Raw genomic sequence first — 23126 nt, forward strand, 5'->3', positions numbered from 1 at the left:
CGGACAGCGGGCCGGACGGTTTTATTTTAAAGAATAAGGGGAAAATAGAGAATGCGGATTTTAGCACTGGAAAGCTCCTGCGACGAGACCGCCGCCGCGGTGGTGGAGGACGGAAGAAAAGTTCTGTCTTCGGTGGTTGCCTCACAGGTGGAGGAACATAAGCTGTACGGCGGCGTCGTGCCGGAAATCGCGTCGCGCCGTCACTGCGAGGCGATTGTGGGCGTTACGCAGCAGGCCCTTGACGACGCGGGAATGACGCTGGGCGAGGCCGACGCCGTCGCCGTCACCTACGCGCCCGGACTGATCGGCGCGCTGCTGGTGGGCGTGAATTTTGCGAAGGGGCTGGCCCTGTCCTCCGGAAAGCCGATCGTGCCGGTGCACCACCTCCGCTCGCACATCGCCGCGAACTACATCACCTCACCGGAGCTGAAGCCGCCGTTTCTGTGCCTGATCGTCTCCGGCGGCCACAGCCATATTGTGGAGGTGAAGGATTACACGGACCTTCATGTTCTGGGCCGCACGCGCGACGACGCGGCCGGCGAAGCCTTTGATAAGGCCGCACGGGCCATGGGGATGCCTTACCCCGGCGGGGTGGAGATGGACAGGCGCGCCGAGGGCGGGAACCCCAAAGCCTTTCCGCTGCCGCACCCGACGGTGGACGGCTCTCCGTACGATTACAGCTTTTCCGGGCTGAAAACGGCGGTGATCAACCTGATCCACAACGCGCGGCAGAAGGGACAGGCTTTGCCGGTGGAGGACCTGGCGGCCTCGTTCCGCAAGGCGGTGGTCGACTGTCTGGTCAAAAATTTTGTAAAGGCCGCGCAGGATACCGGCAGCACCAAACTGGTGATCGCGGGCGGCGTTTCCGCCAATTCCCTTCTGCGCAGCCGCCTGCGGAAGGAATGCGGGGACCGCGGCTGGAAATTCTATATGCCGGAGCTGAAGCTTTGCGGGGACAACGCCGCCATGGTCGGCGCGCAGGGATACTATGAGTTTCTTGCAGGAAACATCGCAAAAATGGACCTGAATGCCCACGCGGCGATGCCGATTGAAGGAAGCTGATGAAAATCCTCCAAAAGTGGAGCAAAAGCTTTGTGCATTTTACTATGGTAAATTTTTAACGAATTCAATATTTCAAGATTGATTAAAACGCCTTAATGTATTATAATGAGAACCAATATCATCAATTTTGGAAGGTCATTGGACCGGAAGGAGAAATGAGTTATGACAAGCAACAAGTCTGTTTTGAACTGGATTGAGGAAATGAAAGCGCTTGTCGGTCCGGATAAATTAGTCTGGATTGACGGGTCAGAGGCTCAGCTTGAGGCATTGCGCGCCCAAGCCTGTGCTTCGGGGGAACTCATCAAGCTGAATCAGGAAAAACTCCCTGGCTGCTACCTGCACCGCACCGCGGTAAACGACGTTGCCCGCGTTGAGGACAGGACCTTTATCTGCTCCCGCAAAGAAGAGGACGCGGGCCCGACCAACCACTGGAAAGACCCTCAGGAAGCCTATAAAATGCTTTACGACATTGCCAGGGGCAGCTACAGGGGCCGCACCATGTATGTGATCCCCTATTCCATGGGTCCGATCGGCTCGCCGCTCGCAAAAATTGGCGTAGAGCTCACAGATTCCATTTATGTTGTATTAAATATGGCGATTATGACCCGTGTGGGCCAGAAGGTCTGGGATACGCTGGGCGACAGCGCCGACTGGGTAAAGGGCCTGCACTGCAAGTGCGACATCGACGCGGAGAAGAGATACATCTGCCACTTTCCGGAGGACAATACCATTATCTCCGTCAACTCCGGCTACGGCGGAAACGTTCTGCTGGGCAAAAAGTGCTTTGCGCTGCGCATCGCTTCCTACCTTGGAAAGACAGAGGGCTGGATGGCGGAGCATATGCTGATTCTCGGCATTGAAAACCCGAAGGGCGAAATCAAATACGTCGCCGCCGCGTTCCCGTCCGCCTGCGGCAAGACCAACCTGGCGATGCTGATTCCGCCGGAAGGCTACCGCAGGAAGGGCTACAAGGTTTGGACGGTCGGCGACGATATCGCCTGGATGCGTCAGGGCCCGGACGGCAGGCTGTACGCGATCAATCCTGAAAACGGATTCTTCGGCGTCGCTCCCGGCACAAACGCAAAGTCAAACCCGAACGCGCTTGCTTCCACACAGTCCGGCACCATCTTCACCAATGTCGTCCAGAATCTTGACGACAACACCGTCTGGTGGGAAGGCCTTGACAAGAATCCCCCGAAGAACGCGGTCAACTGGAAAGGCGAGCCCTGGGACGGCACCACTTCCGACCAGAAGGGCGCTCATCCGAACAGCCGCTTCACCGCTCCCGCAAAGAACTGCCCCTGCGTCAGCCCCGAGTTTGACAAGGGCGCGGGCGTTCCGATTTCCGCCATCATCTTCGGCGGCCGCCGCGCACAGACCACTCCGCTGGTCTATCAGTCCCGCGACTGGAACAACGGCGTGTTCGTCGGCTCCATCATGGCCTCTGAAACAACCGCCGCCGCGACCGGCGCAGTCGGCGTAGTCCGCCGCGACCCGATGGCGATGCTGCCCTTCTGCGGTTACCATATGGGCGACTACTTCAAGCACTGGATCGAAATGGGCGAAAAGCTCGGCGATAAGGCTCCGAAGATTTTCAACGTCAACTGGTTCCGCCTCGACGAGGAAGGCCACTTCATTTGGCCGGGCTTCGGCGACAACCTGCGCGTGCTGGAGTGGATCATCAACCGCTGCGACGGAAAGGCCGACGCCGTTAAGACCCCGATCGGCTTTGTTCCGAAGGCGGAGGATATCAACCTGGAAGGACTTGACTTCAGCGTAGACACCCTGAAGAGCATTCTTGAGGTCAGGAACGATCAGTGGGTCAAAGAGGCCGAGGGCATTGAGGAATTCTACAAGAAGTTCGGCGATAAGCTTCCGAAGGAGCTGAGGAGTCAGCTCGATATCCTGAAGAACAACCTGAAATAATTCTATTGATTTTCGGCGGCGGCTTTGTTGGGAAGCCGCCGCTTGTTTTATGCCTTTTGCAACTCGAAAGCGGTTTCATGCATCTTTTGGGATAGAGCACTATAAATTTGGCACAGAAGCCCATTTTTTTGCATTTTGCAGACGAAATTGTCTCAAAAAGTATGAATAAATTGTTTCTAATTCAAAAAGTTTGTGTAAATATCACATTGTCATATCCTGCCGGAAGCTCTATACTATAAATAAATCATGTTGATTACCCGGCAACGCTTTGTCGGGCACTTTTATTTATCAGGAGGAAAAATTATGGCAGGCAGTTCAGAAACAGCATACCATCCGAAGGGAGACTTCTTTAATTTAAAGGGCAATCATACGAATGTCCGTACAGAAGTCGGAGCAGGTCTGACCACTTTCTTCGCAATGGCGTACATCATCGTCGTGAACCCGACCATGCTGTCCCAGACAGGCATGAAGTGGGGCGCCGTATTCCTTGCGACCATCATTGCTTCCGTAATCGGCACTCTTATTATGGGCCTGTTCGCAAATGTTCCGTACGCGCAGGCTCCGGGCATGGGGCTTAACGCCTTCTTTGTGTTTACCGTATGCTTCGGCTTACAGTTCAAATGGCAGGAAGCGCTCGCAATGGTTTTCATCTGCGGCCTTGTCAACATTTTCATTACGGTAACCAAAATCCGCAAGCTCATCATCAAATCCATTCCGGAAAGCCTTCAGAATGCCATCGGCGGTGGTATCGGCATTTTCATCGCCTACATCGGCATTAAAAACGCGGGCCTGATCCAGTTTACCTCCGACCCGGGTACTTATGTCCTTCTGGACAGCAAAACGGTCATCGCCTCCAGCGCCGCGGTCCCGGCTATTGTAAAGCTGAACGCACCCGTCGTGCTGCTCGCACTGTTCGGACTTGCGCTGACCGTCGTTCTTCTGGTCAAAAACGTCAAGGGAGCTATTTTGATCAGCATCGCGGCAACCACGATTATCGGTATCCCGATGGGGATCACCACCGTCGGCCAGAGCATGGGCTTTGGGGAAGCCTGCTCCCAGCTGCCGGAAACCTTCGGCGCCGCTTTCGGTGACCCCGGCCTGGTTTCGCTCTTTGCAGACCCGGCGAAAATCCCGCTCGTATTGATGACCATTTTCGCTTTCAGCCTTTCCGATACCTTCGACACCATCGGTACCTTTATCGGCACCGGCCGCAAGACCGGCATCTTCACCGCAGAGGATCAGCTGGCGCTGGAAACCGGCAACGGCTTTAAGTCCAAGATGGACAAGGCCCTGTTTGCGGACGCGACGGCGACCTCCATCGGCGCGATCTTCGGTACCTCCAACACCACAACCTATGTGGAAAGCGCGGCGGGCATCGGCGCGGGCGGCCGTACCGGTCTGACCAGCGTCGTGACCGCGGCCATGTTTATCATCAGCGCGTTTTTCGCCCCGCTGATCAGCGCGGTTCCTTCCGCCGCTACGGCGCCCGCCCTGATCGTCGTCGGTATTATGATGCTCAGCGCCTTCAAGGAGATTGAGTGGACCAGCCTGGAAGAGGCGATTCCCGCTTTCTTCGCCGGTATCTTCATGGCGTTCTGCTACAGCATTTCCTACGGGATCGCGGCAGGCTTCATTTTCTACTGCCTCATCAAAATTTTCCGCGGCAAGGCCAAAGAGATTCACCCGATTCTCTGGGTTGCCACCGGCCTGTTCGTTCTGAACTTCGCGATTCTGGCGGTTATTTCCTGATTTGTTCATCCTATTTTTCATAGGGGCCCCGCACGGTACCGTGCGGGGCCTTTTTTCTTTATTCCTGCGGTTTCCTGTGGTATAATAGCCGCAGGAAGTTTGTATTTTATTATTGAAACCTGAGGTGGATTATGCCCAGATTTTTTATCAACTATGTTCCGGAGGAGCAGGTGGTGATCGCCGGGGAGGACGCCCGCCACATTTCGCGGTCCCTGCGTATGCAGTCCGGCGAAAGCCTGATTCTCTGCGACAGCATCGGGACGGACTACAACGGCAGAATCGAGAGCGTGGCGGACGACCGGGTCGTTGTGCGCGTCCTGAATTTCTGCAAAAGCGTGGCGGAGCCGGGCGTCCGTGTCACGGTGTACCAGGGCCTGCCCAAGGCGGATAAGATGGACTGCATTGTGCAGAAATCGGTGGAAACGGGCGCGGTGGGGATTGTGCCCGTCATGACCGCGCGCTGTGTCTCAAGGCCGGACGAAAAAACGGCGGCCAAAAAAATCATCCGCTGGCAGAAGATCGCACAGGAAGCGGCCAAGCAGAGCGGCAGGGGAATCATCCCGAGGGTCGCCCCGCTCACGGATTTCCGTCAGGCGGTGAAACAGGCGGCCCGAGCCGGGGAGATCATTCTCTTCTTTGAGGGCGGCGGGCGGAGCATTGCTAAGCTGGTGGACGGCGAAACCCGGGAACTGGCGATTTTTATCGGGCCGGAGGGCGGCTTTGAACAGTCGGAGGTCGATTTCGCGGCGGAAAACGGCGCGGCCGTCGGCACGCTCGGCGCGCGGATCCTCCGCGCGGAGACCGCCCCTATTGCGGCGCTTTCGGCGATTATGCTCGCAACGGGGAATATGTAGCCGGACAATGTGAGAGAGGAGAATGCATTTTGGGCCAATACGACTGGATCGACGGGTACTGCCTTGCTAAGAAAGGCGTAGGGAAGGACTATAAACCGGAATGGGACGCCGTGCGTTACCGCGTGGGGGAGAAAATGTTCGCCATGCAGGGAGGGGACAAGGAAGGCCGCCCCATTATTACCATCAAGCTGGAACCCGCGCTGGGCGCTTTGCTGCGTTCCCGGTATTCCGACATTGTGCCGGGCTATTATATGAATAAAGAGCACTGGAACTCCCTCTATCTGGAGGGAACGGTTCCGGACGAGACGGTCAGGGAAATGCTGGACAACGCGTACGCGGTTGTATTCGCCTCTCTGAGCGGAAAAGTGCGCCGGGAACTGGAAGAAGGGAATCGGGGAAAATGAAAACGGCTTTGATTACCGGGGCTTCCCGCGGAATCGGAAGGGCGGCCGCCCTCCGCCTTGCCGAGGACGGCTTCCGTGTCGTCATCAATTATCATACTTCCAAAGGGGAAGCGGAATCCCTTCTGAACGAGCTGAGCGCGCGGGATTTTCCCGGCTGCGCCGCGGTACAGGCCGATGTTTCCGACAGGGCGCAGGTGGAAAAGATGTTTGCTCTGGCCGGCGGCGTGGATGTGCTGGTCAACAATGCGGGCATCGCGCAGCAGAAGCTCTTTACGGACCTTACGGAACAGGACTGGGACAGAATGTTCGACGTGGACGTCAAGGGGATTTTCCACTGCTGCCAGTGCGCGCTTCCGTATATGATTCACCGCAAGCAGGGAAAAATCGTCAATATCTCCTCCATGTGGGGACAGGTCGGCGCTTCCTGTGAGGTGCATTATTCCGCGGCAAAGGCGGCGGTGATCGGGCTGACCAAAGCGTTGGCGAAGGAAGTCGGCCCGTCGGGAATCCAGGTCAACTGCGTGGCGCCGGGCGTCATAGCGACCGAAATGAACGCGCAGCTTGACGAAAGCACCCTTTGCGGGCTGAAAGAAGAGACCCCGCTCGGCATGCTTGGCGCGGCGGAGGATATTGCCGCCGCCGTCAGCTTCCTTGCGGGGGAAAATTCGCGCTTTATCACCGGTCAGGTACTGGGTGTCAACGGCGGAATGATTATCTGAAAGAAATACGGGCCGCCGGCTGCACCAATACAATTTTTTCATAACCGTTACAAAGCTGTCAGAAATATAGACATTCCATGATTTTCCATGATACTATAGTGATAAAGAATTTCAAATCGTTGACAATAGAGAAGTATGAAAAGGGGAATCGGGATGATCTACCGGGCAAAGCGCGCGGCGCTTCTGCTGCTGGCGGTTTGCGTCTTTTTGCAGGCGGGTTGCGCCGGGAAAGCGGAAGCGGAGACAAATTCCAGCAGGGTAAACGGTTTTTCACAAGGCAGCAATGTGGTCAACGCCAAAGAAGACGGGGTGCGGATTCAGACCGCGGTTCCGACATTCGTCGGCTTTTCCGCGGCGCAGGAGCTGAACGAAAAAATCAGGGAGATTTCCGATAACGGACTTGCCGAGGTAAAGCGGGCGGAAAAGGAGCTTGGCAATTCGGCGGCGAAGGGGAATCTTTTTTTCCAAAGCTGTTACGATCTCTTTTGGGATAGTGATATCCTTTCCGTGTGGATTATGAATGAAAATTACACGGGCGGCGCACACGGCTACCGGTGGGTAAAATCTTTCAATGTAAATATTCAGACGGGTGAATTCTATGAAATGCCGGGCGCTTTGTTTAAGGACGCACAGGCGGGAACAAAGAAAATCACGGATGCCATTCTGACGGATATCAAAAAACGTCCCGATTTTTATTTTCCCGAAGCGGCAAAAACGGTGGAGGAAAAGCACGGCGCGTATTCTTATTATCTGGACGGGCAGGATCTTGTCGTCTATTTCGACCTGTATGAGCTGATGCCTTACGCGGGAGGAATGCCGGAGTTCCGCTTTTCGCTGGATGACCTCGACCTGAAATTCCGCATGGGCAATAACCCGGACCGGCTGAACGTACGGCACAACGGGATGGATATGGAGTTTCAGAATCCGGTCGTTGTGAACGACGGCGGCGTGCTTTTGCCGCTGGAAGAAACCGCCGACACGCTGAATCATACTGTGGAAAAAACGGACGCGGGTTACAAGGTGGACGGGAAAAGCGTGAAACCGACTATGATCGACGGCGCGGCGTATATGCCGGTCGAAACTTTCAATACGCTGGGGGAAAACGGTCCGATTCCCGGCTTCGTCTTCTATGACCGAAAAACGCTCTGGATTTTCACCCAGACCGCGCAAAGTGAGGAAGAAAAAAAGCTGATGAGCAGCAGCATGGACAGCGGCGGAAGCGAGATTTATCTGAACAGCGCTCCGGGCGGCACCTCCTCCGAGGTTTCGTGGAAGAAAAGGATGTGCTATATCAAAAGCTACGATGAAAAAACCGGAACCGTTACACTGGACCCGATCGAATGGATCACCAGTGAAGATAAGAGCCGGATTCGGGAGCTGAAACTCGACGGTGATTTTCCGGACGGTTATTACATTTACAATCCTACCGTGGAAACGGAGAAAATAAAACTTTCTGAAAACGCGAAAATCAGTCTCATTCAGTGGAATGCGCAAAACGTGGCGGAATCCGACGTACAGACAGACGCCGCGGGACTGGGGAAGCGCCTTGCTGAGGACGGCGCTCTGAGCTTTCCCTATGAATACACCGTAAGCGACGGAAAAATTATCGCGCTGCGGGAGCAGTACGTACCGTAATTTGATTAACAGCAATTCCATTTCAACTTGTGAGACAAAACACGTTTCTCCCCCGCCGGAGGCGGGGGAGAAACGCAAACTTGTTGCAGAATCAACCGGAAATGCTATAGGATTGGATACAGGGAGGGAAAACGATGAGAAACAGGGGATTTTTGGCGCTTTCCGCCGCATTGCTGATGACGGCGTACATCCTTGGCGGCTGCGCTTCACAGGGGAGGGGCTCCGCCGCAGCGCCCGCGACGGAACAGCGGTCCGTCGCCATGCAGGACGCGCGGGCAGCGAACGAAGCGGCGGGAATCGACGGCGGACAGCAGAAATCAGTGGCCGCGAACGGTACCGCGAGTACGGCGGGCAGTAATCCGACCGCGGGTGAAATCGCGGCCGCTTCTTCCAGCCAGAAGATCATAGAGCGCCTGTCGTATCAGATAGAAACACTGAAATTCGACGATTCCGTCCGGAAGGTCCAGAGCCTCTGTACGGAGCTGAACGGCTATGTGCAGGATTCCAGCGTCACGGGCAGCGGGATAGAGAAGCAGGACCTGCGCTCCGCGAGCTTTGTCCTGCGGATTCCACAGGAAAAGCTCAGCCAGTTCAAAAGCGGCGCGGGCTCCATCGGGAGCATCCTGAATCTGACCAGCTCGAGCGAAAATATCAGCGAAAGCTATTATGATACCGAAGCACGGCTGAAAAGCCTGCGTACCCAGCAGGAAAGGCTGATGGCCCTGCTGCAGAAATCCGGTTCCCTGACCGATATCATCGCGCTGGAAAAGGCGCTTGCGGACGTCAATTACCAGATCGAGCAGTATACCGGCACTTTGCGTCAGTACGATTCCCTGATTAACTACAGTACCGTTTCCATTCAGCTCAATGAGGTCGTGAAGCCCACGGAGCTTGAAAAGACGCCGGTGACCCTCGGCGAAAAAATTTCAAGGCAGTTCAGGGATTCCCTGCGCGCGCTCGGCGGGTTCGGCGAAGGGCTGCTGGTCTTTGTGCTCGGCGGCGCGCCCGTGATCCTGCTTCTGGCGGTGATCGCTGCGGCGGTGGTGCTTGTCCTGCGCAAAAGGAGAAGAAGGTCTGGGAAGGCGGCGAAAAAGGCCGAAGCAACGTTTACACAGGAACAGAAAGAAGAGAGTTCCGGAGATAAATAGTTCGTATAGCCGAAAGCGGGCCGTTTCCCAGCTTGGGGAAACGGCCCGCTTTTGTATGCGTAATACCCATCTTCCATCAGAGAGCGGAAAAAAATAATGATCGCTTTTCTATTGGAGATCAGAATTCAATTTTTCTGCTGATATAGTTTACCAGCTCGGAAATGGCGATGCGCTCCTGCTGCATGGTGTCGCGGTCGCGCACGGTCACGCAGCCGTCCGTTTCGCTGTCGAAGTCGTAGGTAATGCAGAACGGGGTGCCGATTTCGTCCTGACGGCGGTAACGCTTGCCGATGGAACCGGCGTCGTCGTAGTCCACCATGAAGTGCTTGGAAAGGTCTGCGCTGATTTCCTGCGCCTTCTCGTTCAGCTTTTTGGAAAGCGGAAGAATGGCGGCCTTATAGGGAGCCAGCGCGGGATGCAGCCGCATGACGACTCTGGTGTCCTTTTCATCCAGCTTTTCCTCGTCGTAGGCGTCGCACAGGAAGGCGAGCGCAACGCGGTCGGCGCCGAGGGAAGGCTCGACAACGTACGGGACATACCGCTCGTTTGTCTCCGGGTCAAAGTACTCAAGGCTCTTGCCGGAATGGTTCTGATGCTGCGTCAGGTCGTAATTGGTGCGGTCGGCAATGCCCCAGAGCTCGCCCCAGCCGAACGGGAACAGGTATTCAATGTCGGTGGTCGCCTTGGAGTAGAAGGACAGCTCCTCCTGCTCGTGGTCGCGCAGGCGCATGTTTCTTTCCGTCATGCCCAGATTGAGCAGCCACTTTTTGCAGTAATCCTTCCAGTAGTAGAACCAGTCGAGGTCGGTGTCCGGCTTGCAGAAGAATTCAAGCTCCATCTGCTCAAATTCACGCGTGCGGAACGTAAAGTTGCCCGGCGTGATTTCGTTGCGGAAGCTTTTGCCGATCTGTGCGACGCCGAAGGGGACCTTGCGGCGGGTGGTGCGCTGAATGTTGGCAAAGTTGACAAAAATGCCCTGCGCGGTTTCCGGCCGGAGGAAGATTTCGTTTTTGGCGTCCTCCGTTACCCCCTGAAAGGTTTTGAACATCAGGTTGAACTTGCGGATGTCGGTGAAGTTGGAAGAGCCGCATTCCGGGCATTTGATATTGTTGTTTTTGATATAGTCGCTCATCTGGTCAAAGGTCATGCCGTTGGGGTCGCCGCCCGCGTCCTCAATCAGTTTGTCCGCGCGGTGGCGGGTTTTGCAGTCGCGGCAGTCCATCAGCGGGTCGGAAAAGCCGCCCACGTGGCCGGAGGCCACCCAGACCTGCGGATTCATCAGGATCGCGGTGTCCAGCCCTACGTTGTACCGGCTTTCCTGCACGAATTTTTTCAGCCACGCGCGTTTGACGTTGTTCTTGAATTCAACGCCCAGCGGGCCGTAGTCCCAAGTGTTCGACAGGCCGCCGTAGATTTCGCTGCCGGAGTAAACAAACCCCCGGTTTTTGCACAGAGCGACAATTTTGTCCATTGTTTTTTCAGTTGCCAACATGTTTAACTTCCTCCATAATCAGGGGCGCTGGCTGCGCTCCATTATTTTTTAAAGATAATCGTCTTGCTCAGCACATAATTCATGATCACCACGATGACGTTCATAATGATCTTTGCCAGCCAGTCGTTCCAGGCCAGCACGTTCACCATGAGCAGCATCCCCAGCGAATCCACGCCGAGCGACAGAAGGCGGGCGCCTACGAAGGTGGAAAGCTCCCTCCAGAACAGCTTTGCCGCGAAGCTTTTGCTGCGGAATACAAAGAGCTTGTTGGTGACAAACGCAAAAGCCACGGAAAGAATCCAGGCGATCGTGTTTGCCGTCAGCACGTCCCACTGCGCGTTCCAGTGAATGACCGGGCGCAGAAGGCCGTAGCTCACTACGTTGACGGCCGTGGTAAGAACGCCGAAAATAAGGTAGGAGATCATTTCGGGCGTCGTCAGAAAGCGCCGCAGCTTTTTCAGCTTATCCAAAGTTATCACCGCCATTACTGAGTATTACTATAGTTTACCATTGAACGGCCCGGCTTTCAAGTACTAATCGGCCGTTTTATCGAAATGGAACGGGGAAGCGCCGTCCAGCCATCCGTGTTCCTTCCAGTAGCGTTTGTCCAGCTGGTTACCCTCGCGGCCCTTCTGCAGCTGTTTGCTGATAAAATACATCAACCGGGTCTGCAGATAGGGCGGTCTGTCCTTTTTTCCGGCGACGGCCCTGTAGAAGCCGTCCGCGTCCGCTTGAAGCCGGTTTTCAAATTTTTGCCGTCTTTTCGCCGGCATTTCGTCCCAGCTCAGGCTGTACATGGCGAAGCCCCTTTGATATACCCGGTTAACGCCCCAGTATTTCAGGCTTTTCGCGATCACGCCCATCGCGGAACGCGTTCCGGCGCCCGCGGTCGTGGACAGAATAAACGCCTTCTTATGGAACATCTCCGGACGGGGACGGTGCGGCAGGAAGAGAAAGCCGAAATGGTCGAGAAAGGACTTCATGGCGCCGCTCAGGGAGAGCACGTAGACAGGCGAATTGAAAACCAGGCCGTCGGCTTCCAGCATCGCCTGAAGGATCGGCTGCACGTATCCGGCGTGCGGACAGGTCAGTTCATCCCTCAGAAAGCAGTTGTAGCAGCCCCTGCAGAAATCGGGCAGATCCTTCGGCAGAAAAAATTCCCGCACGTCGATTTCTCCATGCTCCCTCATTGCCTGTAAAAATTTCTGCGTCGCCGTGTAGCTGTTGCCTTTTCTGGGGCTGCCGTGTATGACTGTGATTTTCATAAGAAATCTCCTTTTGCGGCTTTCGGGACGGTGGTACCGGACGTTTCAGTAATCTCTGTGATATCCACTATAACGGGCGGAAAGCGGGCTGTCAAGGCAATTTGCGTAAACAAATCCCCGCCGGGGCAGAAAGATTATCCATGGAAAAAACAGGCAAAAAGACCCCCTGCGGAACACAGGCTTCCGCAGGGGGTCTGCAGGCTGTCGATAAAGCCGCGCCTGACAAATGAAGGAATTACTGCAGCTTCGCGAGCTCCACCGCGAGGTTCGCGCCGACGACGGCGTTGTTGTAAATTAGCTGGATGTTGGAATCCAGACTGTCGCCGCCGGTGATTTCCTTGATCTTGGCCAGCAGGTAAGGAGTGGTTTCCTTGCCCTTGACGCCTTCGCGCGCGGCGTCCGCCAAAGCTTCGTCGATGGCCCTGTCGATGACCGCTTTGTCCATCTGGTACTGCTCGGGAATCGGGTTCGCGATCACCAGACCGCCGTTGATGCCCATTTCCCATTTGACCTTGACCGCCTGTGCCAGCTCTTTTGCGGAGTCGACGCGGTAGTCTACCTGAAATCCGCTCTTTCTGGTGTAGAAAGCGGGCAGCTCGTCCGTGCCGAAGCCGACGACCGGCACGCCGCGGGTTTCCAGATATTCCAGCGTCAGCTTCAGGTCGAGAATGGACTTTGCGCCCGCGCAGACGACCGCGACGTTGGTTCTTGCAAGCTCCTCAAGGTCGGCGGAAATGTCGAAGCTTTCCGGTGCGCCGCGGTGTACGCCGCCGATGCCGCCGGTGACAAAGACCCTGATGCCCGCCAGCGCCGCCAGAATCATGGTGGTCGCCACCGTGGCGGCGCCGTCCGCTTTTTTGGCGATGACGAAGGGGATATCCCTTCTGCTGGTCTTGATGACGTTTTTCGCCGTGCCCAGGTGTTCCAGTTCGCCGTCGGTCAGGCCGATTTTGATCTTTCCGCCGATGATCGCGATGGTGGCGGGCTCCGCGCCGTGCTCACGGACGATTTTTTCCACGTTGCGCGCTGTTTCCACATTCTGCGGGTAGGGCATGCCGTGGGAAATGATGGTGGATTCCAGAGCGACGACGGGCTTTCCGGCATCCAGAGCCTTCTGTACGCCGGGATTGATTTCAAGATAGTCTTTTAACATGGTACGTTTCCTCCATAAGCTTTTGAATATTTTTGACGGACATATCCGGGTTGATCGTGTTTTCGTGGCGAAGCGCGAGCTTGGAAGCCGCCGCCGAAAAGCGGATGGTTTCCTCCGGGCTCATTTTGTTCAGGCTTCCGTAGACCAGCCCGGCCATAAATGCGTCCCCCGCGCCGGTGGCGTTTACCACCTTCGCCTTTTCCGTTTCCAGAATGAATTCGTTTTTTTCGTCGCGGTAATAGGTCCCCCTGCCGCCGAGCGAAATCACTGCGCGCCGGACGCCCTGTTTCAGAAAGAACTCTCCCGACCGGCGCAGGCTGCCCTCGTCCGTGATTTTGATTCCCGTCAGCTTTTCCGATTCCAGCCGGTTCGGCTTAATCGTGTGCAGGCGGCCCAGAATGTTTTTCACCTTGACCGCCTTCGCGGTGGAAACCGTGTCCAGGTAAAAATCCATTTCCGGGAACTCCTGTGTCAGGAAAACGAGGGTCTTTTCCGGCAGGTTCGTGTCAATGACGCAAAGCCGCGCACGCTTGATCAGCTGCCTGCGGTTTTCAATAAATTCGGGGGTGATCTTTTCCAGCACGTGCATCTGGGCGATCGCGACCTTCATGTCGCCCTCCTCGTCGAGAATGGAAAGGTAAATGGAAGTGGGGGATTCGTCCGATATCAGCGAATGCTTCATATCCATTCCGCAGCTCCCGGCGGCTTCCAGCAGCCCCCGGCCGTAGTCGTCGTTGCCGACCGCGGTGATCAGCCGGGCGGCGACGCCCAGCCTGCTGATGTTCTCGGCGATATTCCGGCCGACGCCCCCGTGCGAAATCTTCACCTTGCCGGGATTGGAGTCGTTCATGATCAGCTGTTCGCCGGGGAAGCCCTGAATGTCGATATTTGCCCCGCCGACCACGCAGACATACGGTTCGTCGTCCAAAAGATAGCATTTCCCTTTGATCACGCCCTTTTTCATCAGGTTGGTGATGTGCACCGCGACGGAAGAACGCGTAATGGAAAGCTTTTCCGACAGCTCGTTCTGCGTAATCATCGGATTTTTCCGGATCAGATCAATAATTTCCTGTTCCCTGTTTGTCAAAAGGCCCCCTCCTTTTTACAGCCGCCTTATCACAGGCTATAGCGTTTCCCGTTGATTTTGCACGTGTTTTGTTTCGCAAACTGAAATGGAATTGCTGTTAAGGATACTGTAAAATCATATAATCAATTGTTTATATTATAAGCATATGATTATAATATCACGGTTCTTCTTCGTTTGCAACAAAAAAATTTCCCGTCACAGCTTTTTACTGCGACGGGAAATGATGATTCGGGAGTATCACTTGCCCCGCAATTTTGCAAGGACTTGGCTCCCTCTTTGAGGGAGCTGGCAGGCGAAGCCTGACTGAAGGAGTTTTCACTCCCTCCGACGCGCCGGGCACGCTGCCTCCCTCCGTGAGGGAGGCAGGGGATTATGCTTTTCCCGCGCTGCCGCAAACCCGGATTTTCGCTTTTACCAGTTCCTTTACGGCAATACGGGCGGGGCCCATGTATTTTTTCGGGTCAAAGTCGTTCGGGTGCTCCGCCATGTGCGCTTTGACCGCGTCGGTAAACGCGATGCGCAGCTCGGTGGCGAAGTTGATCTTGGACATGCCCTTTTCCACGCCCTCGCGCAGCGCGTCGTCGGAAAGGCCGGAAGCGCCGTGCATGACCAGCGGGATGGAGACCACTTTCCGGATCAGGGCGGCGCGGTTGAAGTCGAGCACCGGCTTTTTGGCGTAGATGCCGTGAGCGGTTCCGATGGCGACGGCCAGAGAGGAAATCCCGGTGCGGTTCACGAAATCCGCGGCCTGGCCGGGGTCGGTGTACTGGTCCTCGTCGCTCTCGGTGTCGTCTTCCTTGCCGCCGATTTTTCCCAGCTCGGATTCGACCGGAATGCCGAAATTATCCGCGTAATCGCGCACCTTCTGCGTAACGCGGACATTTTCCCCGTAGGGAAGGGCGGAGCCGTCGATCATGACGGAGGTGTAGCCGCTGTCGATGCATTCCTTCGCCAGCTCGAAGCTCGCGCCATGGTCGAGATGGATGGCCACCGGCACGCCGACGGACTCGGCGGCCGCCTTCGCCAGCTGTGCGAAATAGGCGGGCGGAAAATATTTTAAGGTCGAGGATGTGGTCTGAATGATGACGGGGGCTTTCAGTTCTTCCGCGGCGTTGACAATGGCCCAGACCATTTCGGCGTTTTCCGCGTTGAAAGCGCCCACCGCGTATCCGCCGTCTCTGGCGTCGTTGAGCATTTTTTTGGTAGTTACCAGCATAGTTCGCTTGCCTCCTGTTATTTCAGTGTGATATAGGCGTTCAGCCCGGTCGGTGCGTCGGGGTTTCCTCCGGCGGCAAGGGCTTTGGTCAGGGCGATCATCTGCATGGTGTAGATGAACGGAATGCCGTATGCTTCAAAGCGGCTGATGCCGCTGACGGAGATATGAAGGTCGGAGCCGTAAACGTTGGTCTGCTCGGAACCGAAGGTGACCACGGTGCCGTTGTGCTTTTTCACGTCGTCGATCATGTCGCGCTGATAGGCGCTTTCGTTGGGCTGTACGGCGAAAATGGTGAGGGTTTTGGGACCGTTGAGCACCTTGGGGCCGTGGCGGTAATCGAGCATATTGAAGTATTTTCCGCTGATGAGCGCGATTTCGGTAAAGGCGAGCGCGCCTTCCTCCGCAAGGCCGCAGAGTACGCCGTCGGCAAGGACGATCACGTCGGTGAAATCCTTCTTTCCAATGGCTTCCAGGTCGGCGCGGTATTTTTCCATATGGTCTTTGTTCTGGTCGATCGCGGTTTTGACGGCGGCTTGCAGTTCCCCGTCGCCGTAGCAGATCGCGTTGATCAGCAGGCTGGCGGCGTACAGGTTGGTGACGGAACGGGTCTGGCAGACGCTGTTGTCGTAAGCCCACGGAAGCACGACGGTCAAGTCGGAAAGCTCCTCCAGGGCGCTCTTTTCCTTCATGGTAATCGATACGATTTTGACATTGGCGGCCTTTTTCATGTGCTCGACCGCACGGACGATCTCCGTGGTCGTGCCGGAGCGGGACAGGACCAGCACGATGCTGTTTTCGATGGTGTGAAGGTAGGTGTCGGGATTGACCAGGTAATCGCCGCCCGCAAGCGCGACGGCGGAGGTGTCCGGACGGGTCACAAACAGGCGCTCGTTGCTCTTGGACAGCATGTAGCTGGAGCCGCAGCCGAGAAATACGAATTTGCGCCGCGCGTTTTTACGGAAAAAATTCCGGATTTCGTCTTCCTGCCTGAGTACCTGCGCATAGGTTTTATCAAGGGCGTCCTTGGTCGCCATGATTTCCTGTTCTGTTAAATACATCTTTTTTACCTCACTGTCTGTTTTTTATTTTTTGGGCAACCGACGGAAAATCCGCCGGGTTGAACTTGAAGAAGCACAGGAGCACCGCTCCCGTGACCGGGGAAAGCTGCGGTTTGACCAGCCGGCCGCCGAGCGCGTGAATCTGCTCCCCGAAGGGTTTTAAAATCAGGTCCCCGGCCTTGAACAGCCCGCCGGAGTAGGAAACGGGGAACCCGGGCTCAAAATGCAGCTGGTTCAGCACGCCTTTGACAATCAGGCCCAGCTCCGCGGCGGCGGCGCGGTAGGCTTCGATTGCCTGCGGGTCGCCCCTGGCGGCCGCCTTTTCCAAAAGGATCTGCAGGCCGGCCACCTTTTCCCGGTACGGAAAATACTCTTTTACCATCAGTTCGATCAGCTCGAAATCGTCGGAAAGGCGGAACTCTTCGCGGATAATGTCGTACAGCGGCCCTCTGGGCAGCCGGTGGTCGGCTTCCTTGGAGAAAAGCTCCAGCGTCTTTCTTCCGGTCCAGTAGCAGGAGCCCTCGTCGGAAAAAAACTCCGCCCATCCGCCGGAACGCGCGGTTTTTCCGCTGCCGTCCTCGCCGAACGCGATGGAGCCCGTTCCCGCCACGACGTTGATCCCCTCTTCACACGCGAGCGAACCGGCCCAGCCGACCTCCACGTCATTTGTCACGTAGATCTGCACGCCGGGGAAGCACGCGCTAATCCGTTCCTTCAGCTGCGGGTCCATCACGGCGTTTTCCCCCACGCACGGCAGCCCCATGCTGATGGCCGCCACGTCGCCGAGCGAAACGTTTCCCTTCTGAAGGCATTGTTCCACGCCTGTCTTTATCCTTTCCACAACAAGGTCGATTCCATACATCAGGTAGGAGGAGCCGGCGGTAAGATGCTCCGCGATCGGTTCCCCGTCCCCGCTGCGGAGGGAAAACGCGGTTTTGGTTCCGCCGCCGTCGACGCCAATATAATATTTCATGAATGCACCCTCTTTACAAAAACTTGTTATAACATTATAATAAGATTATCGAAGGGGATTGTCAAGATACAAAATAGATAAATAAAGGAATGTGAGAACATGTTGGATGAAAGCAGCGCGATTCCTCTTTACCGCCAGCTTCAGAATATTTTTCAGAACAATATTGAAAGCGGCGTGTGGCCGGCGGAGGAAAAGCTTCCCACCGAATCCGAGCTTTGCCGGCAGTACGGGGTCAGCCGCATGACGGTCAGGCTGGCGCTGGAGGGGCTGAAAACGCAGGGGCTGATTTACCGCAAGCAGGGAAAGGGCTCCTATATCCTTCAGCCAAAGGTGGAGCAGGAGCTGTCGTCCTTCTACAGCTTCGGAAATAATATGCCCGATCACGGCCATACCATTACCAATCAGCTGATTTCTTTTGAAAGGCTTTCCTATGCCGTCGCGGCGGAAGCGCTCCGCCTGCCGGAAAAGGAAGCGCTTTTCTGCGTACAGCGGCTGCGCTGTGCGGACAATACGCCGTTTGCACTGGAGAAATCGTACATCCCCTGCAAAATCTGCCCGGATCTTACCGGCGGCATTGTCATTGAAAAGGGTCTGTACAATTCGCTGCATCTTCTGGCGGGGATTACGCCGAATACCGCAAAGGAATCCTTTGAAGCGGTGCTGGTGAACAAAAGCCAGGCGGAAGCGCTGAAAACAACCGCAAACCAGCCCGCGCTTCATCTGGAACGCGTTACCAGCGCCGGCGGCGTCCTTGTGGAATACTGCGACAGCATCGTCCGCGGCGACCGGCTGAAATACAATATCGTTCTGCGATAAAGTAACAGGAGAGAACAGCATGATTACTACCGTTACACTCAACACAGCAATCGACCAGTTATACAAAATGGACTCCTGCCGTACCGGAAACGTCAACCGGGTAAAAAGCTGCATCAAAACAGCCGGGGGCAAGGGCGTCAATGTGGCGAGGGTCGCTTCCCTCGCGGGGGAAAAGGTGTTGGCCGCGGGCATTGTCGGCGGCTTTCACGGCGCTTATTTCAGGTCCCTGCTTGCACAGGACGGAATAGAGGGCTGTTTTACCGATTCCGGGGCCGAAACCCGCTGCTGCATCAATGTCAGGGACGAATCCACGGGCGAGCATACGGAATTTCTGGAGCCCGGCGCGCGGCTTACGGAAAGCGCGCTGGAAGATTTTTACCGGGCCTATTTGCAGTGCGTGGAAACAAGCGATGTGATCACGATTTCCGGCAGCGTTCCGGCCGGGACCCCCGCCGGTTACTACGGCAAGCTGATCGCGGCCGCGAAGAGCGCGGGGAAGCGCGTGATTCTGGACACCAGCGGGGCCGCGCTCCGGGAAAGCATCGCGGCAAAACCGACGATGATCAAGCCCAACGCGGACGAAATCCGCCAGTTGACGGGAATCGCCGCTGCCGCGCGCGGAGAACTGATCGAAGCGGCGAAAAAGCTCCATGACGGCGGAATCGAGCTAATTGTGATCTCCCTGGGCGGGGACGGGGTGCTGGTCGTGTCGGACGAGGGCGTTTTTCAGGGCGTATGCCCCAAAATCGAGGTGGTCAACACCGTGGGCTGCGGCGACAGCATGGTCGCGGGCTTTGCCGTCGGGATGGTGCGGAATGCTCCTCTCGAGGAGACCATCCGCTTTGCGCTGTCCGTCGCCTCGGCCAATGCGCTGCATGAAAAAACCGGCTGCTTCCGTGAGGACGACCTGAAACGGCTTTTGTCCGGCACGGTGGTAAACCGGCTTTAAGGCGGAAATTATTCGCCGAATTTGGAATCGATCAGCGCGACCAGGGTATCGACGGCTTTGCCTTCGTCTTCGCCTTCCGCGGTAATTTCGACCTTCGAGCCCTGGCTCAGGCTGAGCGCCAGAATCAGGATAATGGATTTCGCGCTTGCAGATTCACCGTCTTCCAGACTTTTGATCGTGATCTTCGATTTGAATTGGGAAGCGCACTTCACAAAGTCGGAAGCGGGGCGGGCGTGCAGGCCGGTCCGATTGTGAATGGTTGTTTTTTTGGAATACATGGCGGATGCCTCCTTGTTACTTACGAAAATTATGGTTTGTTTCAGTGATAGATGGAACAGTGCTCAGGCCTTGAAAAACCGACGGATTTTCATCAATAAGACCAGGCTCTTGATTTTACAAACAAGGCTTAGGAAAGGATGTCCTTCAAAGCGCCGTTCAGGTACTGTTCCACTTCCTTTGCGGTGGAAAGGGAGAGCACTTTTGCCGCGATTTCTTCCGCTTTTTTCATCGGCAGCTCGTTGACCAGCTTTCTGGTCTGCGCGACGGAGGAAATGCTCATGCTCAGCTTGCGCACGCCCAGCCCCATCAGCACCGCGGCGCCTAAGCGGTCGCCTCCCAGCTCGCCGCAGACGCAGACGGGCTTGCCGTTTTCAAGGAAGCTTTTCGCGGCGGTGTGGATCAGGCGGAAAAGAGCCGGGTTGTAGCTCTGATAATACTGGCTGACGGCGGGGTTCAGCCGGTCGACGGCCATGGTGTACTGGCACAGGTCGTTGGTTCCGACGCTGGCGAAGTCGACTTCCTTCGCCGCAAAATCCGCCAGAAGCGCAATGGAGGGAATTTCAATCATAATCCCCAGCTTTACTTCGGGGGAAAACGCGGTTCCTTCGCCGGTCAGTTCCTCTTTTACTTCGGAAACGGCCTGCTTCGCGCGGCGGATGTCGTCCATGCTGGCGACCATGGGGAACATGATCCACAGGTTGCCGTAAACGGAAGCGCGGAAGGCGGCGCGCAGCTGCGTGCGGAAAATATCGGGCCTGTCAAAGCAGAGCCGCAGGGCGCGGTTGCCCAGAAACGGGTTTTCCTCGTGCGGAAGGTTCAGGCAGTCGAGCTTTTTGTCGCCGCCGACATCCAGCGTGCGCAGCGTTACGGGGCGGTCGCCGAATTTAGTGAGAACCTCGCGGTAAATGGAAAACTGCTCTTCTTCGGTGGGCAGGCTGTCCCTGCCCAGGTACAGGAATTCCGTGCGGAACAGGCCGACGCCGTCGGTGCATTTGGCTCCTTCCAGCGACTGTTCGCTGACGGAGGCCAGATTCAGTTCAATATCCACCCGCACCCCGTCCGGAGTGACGGCTTCTTTCTCCATATACGCGTTGATCCGGGCCTGCTGCGCGAGAAAGCGGCGGCGTTTTTCAGCGCAGTCGGCAAGCTGCTCCGCCGTCGGTTCGCTGATGACCTGACCGGCCAGCGCGTCGGCAATCACGGGTTCCCCCTGGGAAAAGCGCTCCGTCGCGTTCTCCACGCCCAGAATGGCGGGGATTCCGTAGCTTCTGGCAATAATGGCCGAATGGGACGTGCTTCCGCCGATTTCCGTGACAATGGCCAGCACGTTTTTCCGGTCCAGGGTAGCCGTGTCGGACGGGAGCAGGTCGTGAACGACGATGACCGCGGGAGCGGGGAGAGAGGACAGGTTCTTCTCCGGTACGCCGTTCCAGACGCGGATCAGGCGCGTTTTTACGTCCCGGATGTCCGACGCGCGCTCCTTGATGAGCGGATCGGGGGATTTCCCGAGAATCTGCGCGTATTTTTCAAAGACTTCGGCAATCGCCCTGTCCGGCGAGTAACGGCCGTTTTCGATCAGCTCGCGGATATCGCCGTCCATGGCCTCGTCGAACAGAATATCGATATGCGCGGTGAAAATTTTCGCTTTTTCGGGGTCGGCGGTCCGCAGGCGGGTACGGATGGCTTTGAGCTCCGTTTCCGCGTTTTTCCGCGCGGCCTCATATTTGTTTAACGCCTCCGCGGCCGCGCCTTCTTCGAGCGGCGCTTCGCTGACGGCGGTGGTAAAGGGCTGGTAAAGAAAAACGGGACCTGCCGCAATTCCTCTTGAAACGGGATTGCCGTGATAAATCATATGGTTTGTGCCTCCTTAAAAACATGCCGGAAAGGTTCGGCTATATCCCGTCTCCCGCAGGGGTTTGCTGCAGCTTTGGTTTTCTTTTGAACTGCCTGATGCCGACCGCACCCATTTCCATTGCGCCCTGAACGGTTTCTTCCATCGTTTCTTTCTCTTCCAGCAGGACGGAAGTCAGCATGGGCATATTCAGACCGGAAATGACTTCGATTTCTTTGTCCGGGAATTCGCTTTTGAGGGTAACGGCGGTTTTGAAGGGAGATCCGCCGGCCAGGTCCACCAGAACCAGAATCTGGTCGCCGAGCGCTTTCATCGCCTGCCTGAGCTTATCGGAGAGCGTGTCGACATTGTCCGATTCCACAAAATCCACGCCCAGATATTTATCCCTCGGTCCAACAATCAGCCTGGACGCGCTCATCATTCCGGTGGCAAAGCTGCCGTGTCCGGTTATCAATACTCCGATCATCGTTCTATATTACTCCTTTTATAAGCAATCTATACTGCAGGCAGTTTCGTACGGCGCGGCGTTCCCGGCTGGAACGGGGCCGCAATGGAATTTCCCAAAAACTGCCTGGTTTCTTCTATGTGTAAGGAAAGCCCGCCTACAGGATTTCCGAAGCGGCGTCCCGGTCCAGAACCACGACCCCGTTTTTCGTAAGCTGCAGGACCGTGCCCGGCAGCATGGGCGTCGGTTTGGAGAGGCAAACCTTTTTTACGATTTCCGCCTTGGCTTTTCCGCCCGCCTGCAAAACGACCTGCTTTGCGTCCAGAATGTGGCGGATTCCCAGAGTAACCCCTCTGGACAGCGGGACAGGCTTTGAAAAATATTTTTGCCCTACCTTTTGGGTGACGGGGTCGAGGACGACGACTTTGGCGTAGCTCTCAAAGGAAGAACCCGGTTCGTTCAGGGCCAGATGGCCGTTCATTCCCAATCCCAAAAGCATAAAATCAATTCCGCTGCGTTCAAAAATAAACCGATCGATTTTTTTACATTCTTCTTCCATGTCTTTTGCGTGAATATCAAATAAACGAATCTTCGACTTTTCAATATGAAGCGGCCCGTAAAAATTCCGGAACAGAAACGAGGTGCAGTTTTCCGATTCGTCTTCCAAATCCAGCCACTCGTCCAACTCCACAAATTCCGCCCTGCTGAAGTCCGCTTCGCCGGAATCCGAGCGCTCCTTCAGAATCTGATAGGTCCGGACCGCGGTGTTTCCCGCAGCCAGGCACAGCAGCAAATCCGGCTTCGCTTTCACGGCCTCACAAAGAAAGTCCGCGCAGCGCTGCGACATCGCCTCAAAGTCATCACAAATGATTGTTTTTGGAGGGTTGCCCGTATTTTCGTTATGAAGGGAAGAAGTCCCTTCCCTGTTTTCCTGTAAATTCATTGCTGAATCCTCCGATAGAAAGTCATTGGCTCTGCCCGTGAGCAGGGGTCAGGCGGCTCCGGTAACAGCTTCGACAAACCATGATAGTGAAATGGGGTACA

22 protein-coding genes are annotated in these 23126 nt (G+C 56.0%); 10 read left to right on the forward strand and 12 right to left on the reverse strand.

All coding sequences use genetic code 11. From position 1 onward, the window contains the following. Nucleotides 1–51 precede the first annotated feature (51 nt). From tsaD to VXK30_RS01530, 8 genes are all read left to right on the forward strand, one after another. Nucleotides 52–1062 carry a tRNA (adenosine(37)-N6)-threonylcarbamoyltransferase complex transferase subunit TsaD gene (gene tsaD, locus VXK30_RS01495; protein ID WP_275717878.1) on the forward strand — a complete coding sequence of 337 codons (1011 nt, stop codon included), beginning with the start codon at nucleotides 52–54 and terminating at the stop codon, nucleotides 1060–1062. A 162-nt stretch (nucleotides 1063–1224) separates the two neighbouring features. Further along, nucleotides 1225–2988, forward strand: coding sequence for a phosphoenolpyruvate carboxykinase (GTP) (locus VXK30_RS01500; RefSeq protein WP_275717879.1), 1764 nt, complete (start codon nucleotides 1225–1227; stop codon nucleotides 2986–2988). A 303-nt stretch (nucleotides 2989–3291) separates the two neighbouring features. After that, nucleotides 3292–4737 (forward strand): NCS2 family permease, encoded by a 1446-nt coding sequence (locus VXK30_RS01505; RefSeq protein WP_275717880.1) that lies wholly within the window; start codon nucleotides 3292–3294, stop codon nucleotides 4735–4737. A 131-nt stretch (nucleotides 4738–4868) separates the two neighbouring features. After that, entirely contained in the window at nucleotides 4869–5591 is a 723-nt protein-coding gene (locus VXK30_RS01510; RefSeq protein WP_275717881.1) for a 16S rRNA (uracil(1498)-N(3))-methyltransferase, read from the forward strand. Nucleotides 5592–5620: 29 nt separating this feature from the next. Next, complete coding sequence (locus tag VXK30_RS01515) at nucleotides 5621–5995, forward strand: MmcQ/YjbR family DNA-binding protein (RefSeq protein ID WP_275717882.1); 375 nt, start codon at nucleotides 5621–5623, stop codon at nucleotides 5993–5995. Continuing rightward, nucleotides 5992–6714: an elongation factor P 5-aminopentanone reductase gene (gene ymfI / locus VXK30_RS01520; RefSeq protein ID WP_275717883.1), complete on the forward strand. Its 723-nt coding sequence runs from the start codon at nucleotides 5992–5994 to the stop codon at nucleotides 6712–6714. The genes VXK30_RS01515 and ymfI overlap by 4 nt, the downstream gene beginning before the upstream one ends. Nucleotides 6715–6867: 153 nt before the next feature. Further along, on the forward strand, nucleotides 6868–8349 hold the full coding sequence (locus VXK30_RS01525; protein WP_275717884.1) for a DUF3298 and DUF4163 domain-containing protein: 1482 nt from the start codon (nucleotides 6868–6870) through the stop codon (nucleotides 8347–8349). 134 nt (nucleotides 8350–8483) lie between these two features. Next, nucleotides 8484–9497 carry a DUF4349 domain-containing protein gene (locus VXK30_RS01530; protein ID WP_275717885.1) on the forward strand — a complete coding sequence of 338 codons (1014 nt, stop codon included), beginning with the start codon at nucleotides 8484–8486 and terminating at the stop codon, nucleotides 9495–9497. A 118-nt stretch (nucleotides 9498–9615) separates the two neighbouring features. Here the strand turns inward: VXK30_RS01530 and VXK30_RS01535 are convergent, their stop codons facing one another. The 8 genes from VXK30_RS01535 to VXK30_RS01570 form a co-directional block, all read right to left on the reverse strand. Next, a complete protein-coding gene (locus tag VXK30_RS01535; RefSeq protein WP_275717902.1) occupies nucleotides 9616–10986 on the reverse strand; it encodes a glycine--tRNA ligase in 1371 nt (456 codons plus the stop codon). A 44-nt stretch (nucleotides 10987–11030) separates the two neighbouring features. Next, nucleotides 11031–11468, reverse strand: a complete 438-nt coding sequence (locus VXK30_RS01540; RefSeq protein WP_275717903.1) for a GtrA family protein — start codon at nucleotides 11466–11468, stop codon at nucleotides 11031–11033. Nucleotides 11469–11522: 54 nt separating this feature from the next. Continuing rightward, on the reverse strand, nucleotides 11523–12254 hold the full coding sequence (locus VXK30_RS01545) for a flavodoxin family protein (RefSeq protein ID WP_275717886.1): 732 nt from the start codon (nucleotides 12252–12254) through the stop codon (nucleotides 11523–11525). Between the two features lie 235 nt (nucleotides 12255–12489). After that, nucleotides 12490–13407: a pseudouridine-5'-phosphate glycosidase gene (locus VXK30_RS01550; protein ID WP_275717887.1), complete on the reverse strand. Its 918-nt coding sequence runs from the start codon at nucleotides 13405–13407 to the stop codon at nucleotides 12490–12492. Continuing rightward, nucleotides 13388–14494: a PfkB family carbohydrate kinase gene (locus VXK30_RS01555; RefSeq protein WP_275717888.1), complete on the reverse strand. Its 1107-nt coding sequence runs from the start codon at nucleotides 14492–14494 to the stop codon at nucleotides 13388–13390. Before VXK30_RS01555 ends, VXK30_RS01550 begins: the two co-directional genes overlap by 20 nt. Nucleotides 14495–14864: 370 nt before the next feature. Continuing rightward, the gene (locus VXK30_RS01560; protein WP_275717889.1) at nucleotides 14865–15710 is read right to left on the reverse strand and encodes a class II fructose-bisphosphate aldolase; all 846 of its coding nucleotides are present in this window, start codon (nucleotides 15708–15710) and stop codon (nucleotides 14865–14867) included. A gap of 17 nt (nucleotides 15711–15727) precedes the next feature. Then, the gene (locus VXK30_RS01565) at nucleotides 15728–16768 is read right to left on the reverse strand and encodes an SIS domain-containing protein (RefSeq protein ID WP_275717890.1); all 1041 of its coding nucleotides are present in this window, start codon (nucleotides 16766–16768) and stop codon (nucleotides 15728–15730) included. Between the two features lie 10 nt (nucleotides 16769–16778). Beyond that, entirely contained in the window at nucleotides 16779–17741 is a 963-nt protein-coding gene (locus VXK30_RS01570) for an N-acetylglucosamine kinase (RefSeq protein ID WP_275717891.1), read from the reverse strand. A gap of 99 nt (nucleotides 17742–17840) precedes the next feature. Between VXK30_RS01570 and VXK30_RS01575 the strand changes: the two genes are divergently transcribed. Then, the gene (locus VXK30_RS01575) at nucleotides 17841–18557 is read left to right on the forward strand and encodes a GntR family transcriptional regulator (protein ID WP_275717892.1); all 717 of its coding nucleotides are present in this window, start codon (nucleotides 17841–17843) and stop codon (nucleotides 18555–18557) included. Nucleotides 18558–18576: 19 nt separating this feature from the next. After that, a complete protein-coding gene (pfkB, locus tag VXK30_RS01580) occupies nucleotides 18577–19506 on the forward strand; it encodes a 1-phosphofructokinase (RefSeq protein ID WP_275717893.1) in 930 nt (309 codons plus the stop codon). An 8-nt stretch (nucleotides 19507–19514) separates the two neighbouring features. Here the strand turns inward: pfkB and VXK30_RS01585 are convergent, their stop codons facing one another. The 4 genes from VXK30_RS01585 to VXK30_RS01600 all read right to left on the reverse strand — a co-directional run bounded on the left by VXK30_RS01585 (nucleotide 19515) and on the right by VXK30_RS01600 (nucleotide 23025). Beyond that, nucleotides 19515–19784 (reverse strand): HPr family phosphocarrier protein, encoded by a 270-nt coding sequence (locus VXK30_RS01585; RefSeq protein ID WP_275717894.1) that lies wholly within the window; start codon nucleotides 19782–19784, stop codon nucleotides 19515–19517. Between the two features lie 128 nt (nucleotides 19785–19912). After that, nucleotides 19913–21637, reverse strand: a complete 1725-nt coding sequence (ptsP, locus tag VXK30_RS01590) for a phosphoenolpyruvate--protein phosphotransferase (protein WP_275717895.1) — start codon at nucleotides 21635–21637, stop codon at nucleotides 19913–19915. A 40-nt stretch (nucleotides 21638–21677) separates the two neighbouring features. Next, nucleotides 21678–22103, reverse strand: a complete 426-nt coding sequence (locus tag VXK30_RS01595) for a PTS sugar transporter subunit IIA (RefSeq protein WP_275717896.1) — start codon at nucleotides 22101–22103, stop codon at nucleotides 21678–21680. 136 nt (nucleotides 22104–22239) lie between these two features. Further along, nucleotides 22240–23025 carry a glucosamine-6-phosphate deaminase gene (locus VXK30_RS01600; protein ID WP_275717897.1) on the reverse strand — a complete coding sequence of 262 codons (786 nt, stop codon included), beginning with the start codon at nucleotides 23023–23025 and terminating at the stop codon, nucleotides 22240–22242. Nucleotides 23026–23126: the final 101 nt, after the last annotated feature.

The organism is Caproiciproducens sp. CPB-2 (assembly GCF_036287215.1).
GTDB lineage: Bacteria > Bacillota > Clostridia > Oscillospirales > Acutalibacteraceae > Caproiciproducens.

Coding starts and splice junctions, on each gene's coding strand:
- tsaD (WP_275717878.1), top strand. CDS start 52: ATGCGGATTTTAGCACTGGAAAGCTCCTGCGACGAGACCGCCGCCGCG.
- VXK30_RS01500 (WP_275717879.1), top strand. CDS start 1,225: ATGACAAGCAACAAGTCTGTTTTGAACTGGATTGAGGAAATGAAAGCG.
- VXK30_RS01505 (WP_275717880.1), top strand. CDS start 3,292: ATGGCAGGCAGTTCAGAAACAGCATACCATCCGAAGGGAGACTTCTTT.
- VXK30_RS01510 (WP_275717881.1), top strand. CDS start 4,869: ATGCCCAGATTTTTTATCAACTATGTTCCGGAGGAGCAGGTGGTGATC.
- ymfI (WP_275717883.1), top strand. CDS start 5,992: ATGAAAACGGCTTTGATTACCGGGGCTTCCCGCGGAATCGGAAGGGCG.
- VXK30_RS01525 (WP_275717884.1), top strand. CDS start 6,868: ATGATCTACCGGGCAAAGCGCGCGGCGCTTCTGCTGCTGGCGGTTTGC.
- VXK30_RS01530 (WP_275717885.1), top strand. CDS start 8,484: ATGAGAAACAGGGGATTTTTGGCGCTTTCCGCCGCATTGCTGATGACG.
- VXK30_RS01545 (WP_275717886.1), bottom strand. CDS start 12,254: ATGAAAATCACAGTCATACACGGCAGCCCCAGAAAAGGCAACAGCTAC.
- VXK30_RS01550 (WP_275717887.1), bottom strand. CDS start 13,407: ATGTTAAAAGACTATCTTGAAATCAATCCCGGCGTACAGAAGGCTCTG.
- VXK30_RS01560 (WP_275717889.1), bottom strand. CDS start 15,710: ATGCTGGTAACTACCAAAAAAATGCTCAACGACGCCAGAGACGGCGGA.
- VXK30_RS01565 (WP_275717890.1), bottom strand. CDS start 16,768: ATGTATTTAACAGAACAGGAAATCATGGCGACCAAGGACGCCCTTGAT.
- VXK30_RS01570 (WP_275717891.1), bottom strand. CDS start 17,741: ATGAAATATTATATTGGCGTCGACGGCGGCGGAACCAAAACCGCGTTT.
- VXK30_RS01575 (WP_275717892.1), top strand. CDS start 17,841: ATGTTGGATGAAAGCAGCGCGATTCCTCTTTACCGCCAGCTTCAGAAT.
- pfkB (WP_275717893.1), top strand. CDS start 18,577: ATGATTACTACCGTTACACTCAACACAGCAATCGACCAGTTATACAAA.
- VXK30_RS01585 (WP_275717894.1), bottom strand. CDS start 19,784: ATGTATTCCAAAAAAACAACCATTCACAATCGGACCGGCCTGCACGCC.
- ptsP (WP_275717895.1), bottom strand. CDS start 21,637: ATGATTTATCACGGCAATCCCGTTTCAAGAGGAATTGCGGCAGGTCCC.
- VXK30_RS01595 (WP_275717896.1), bottom strand. CDS start 22,103: ATGATCGGAGTATTGATAACCGGACACGGCAGCTTTGCCACCGGAATG.
- VXK30_RS01600 (WP_275717897.1), bottom strand. CDS start 23,025: ATGAATTTACAGGAAAACAGGGAAGGGACTTCTTCCCTTCATAACGAA.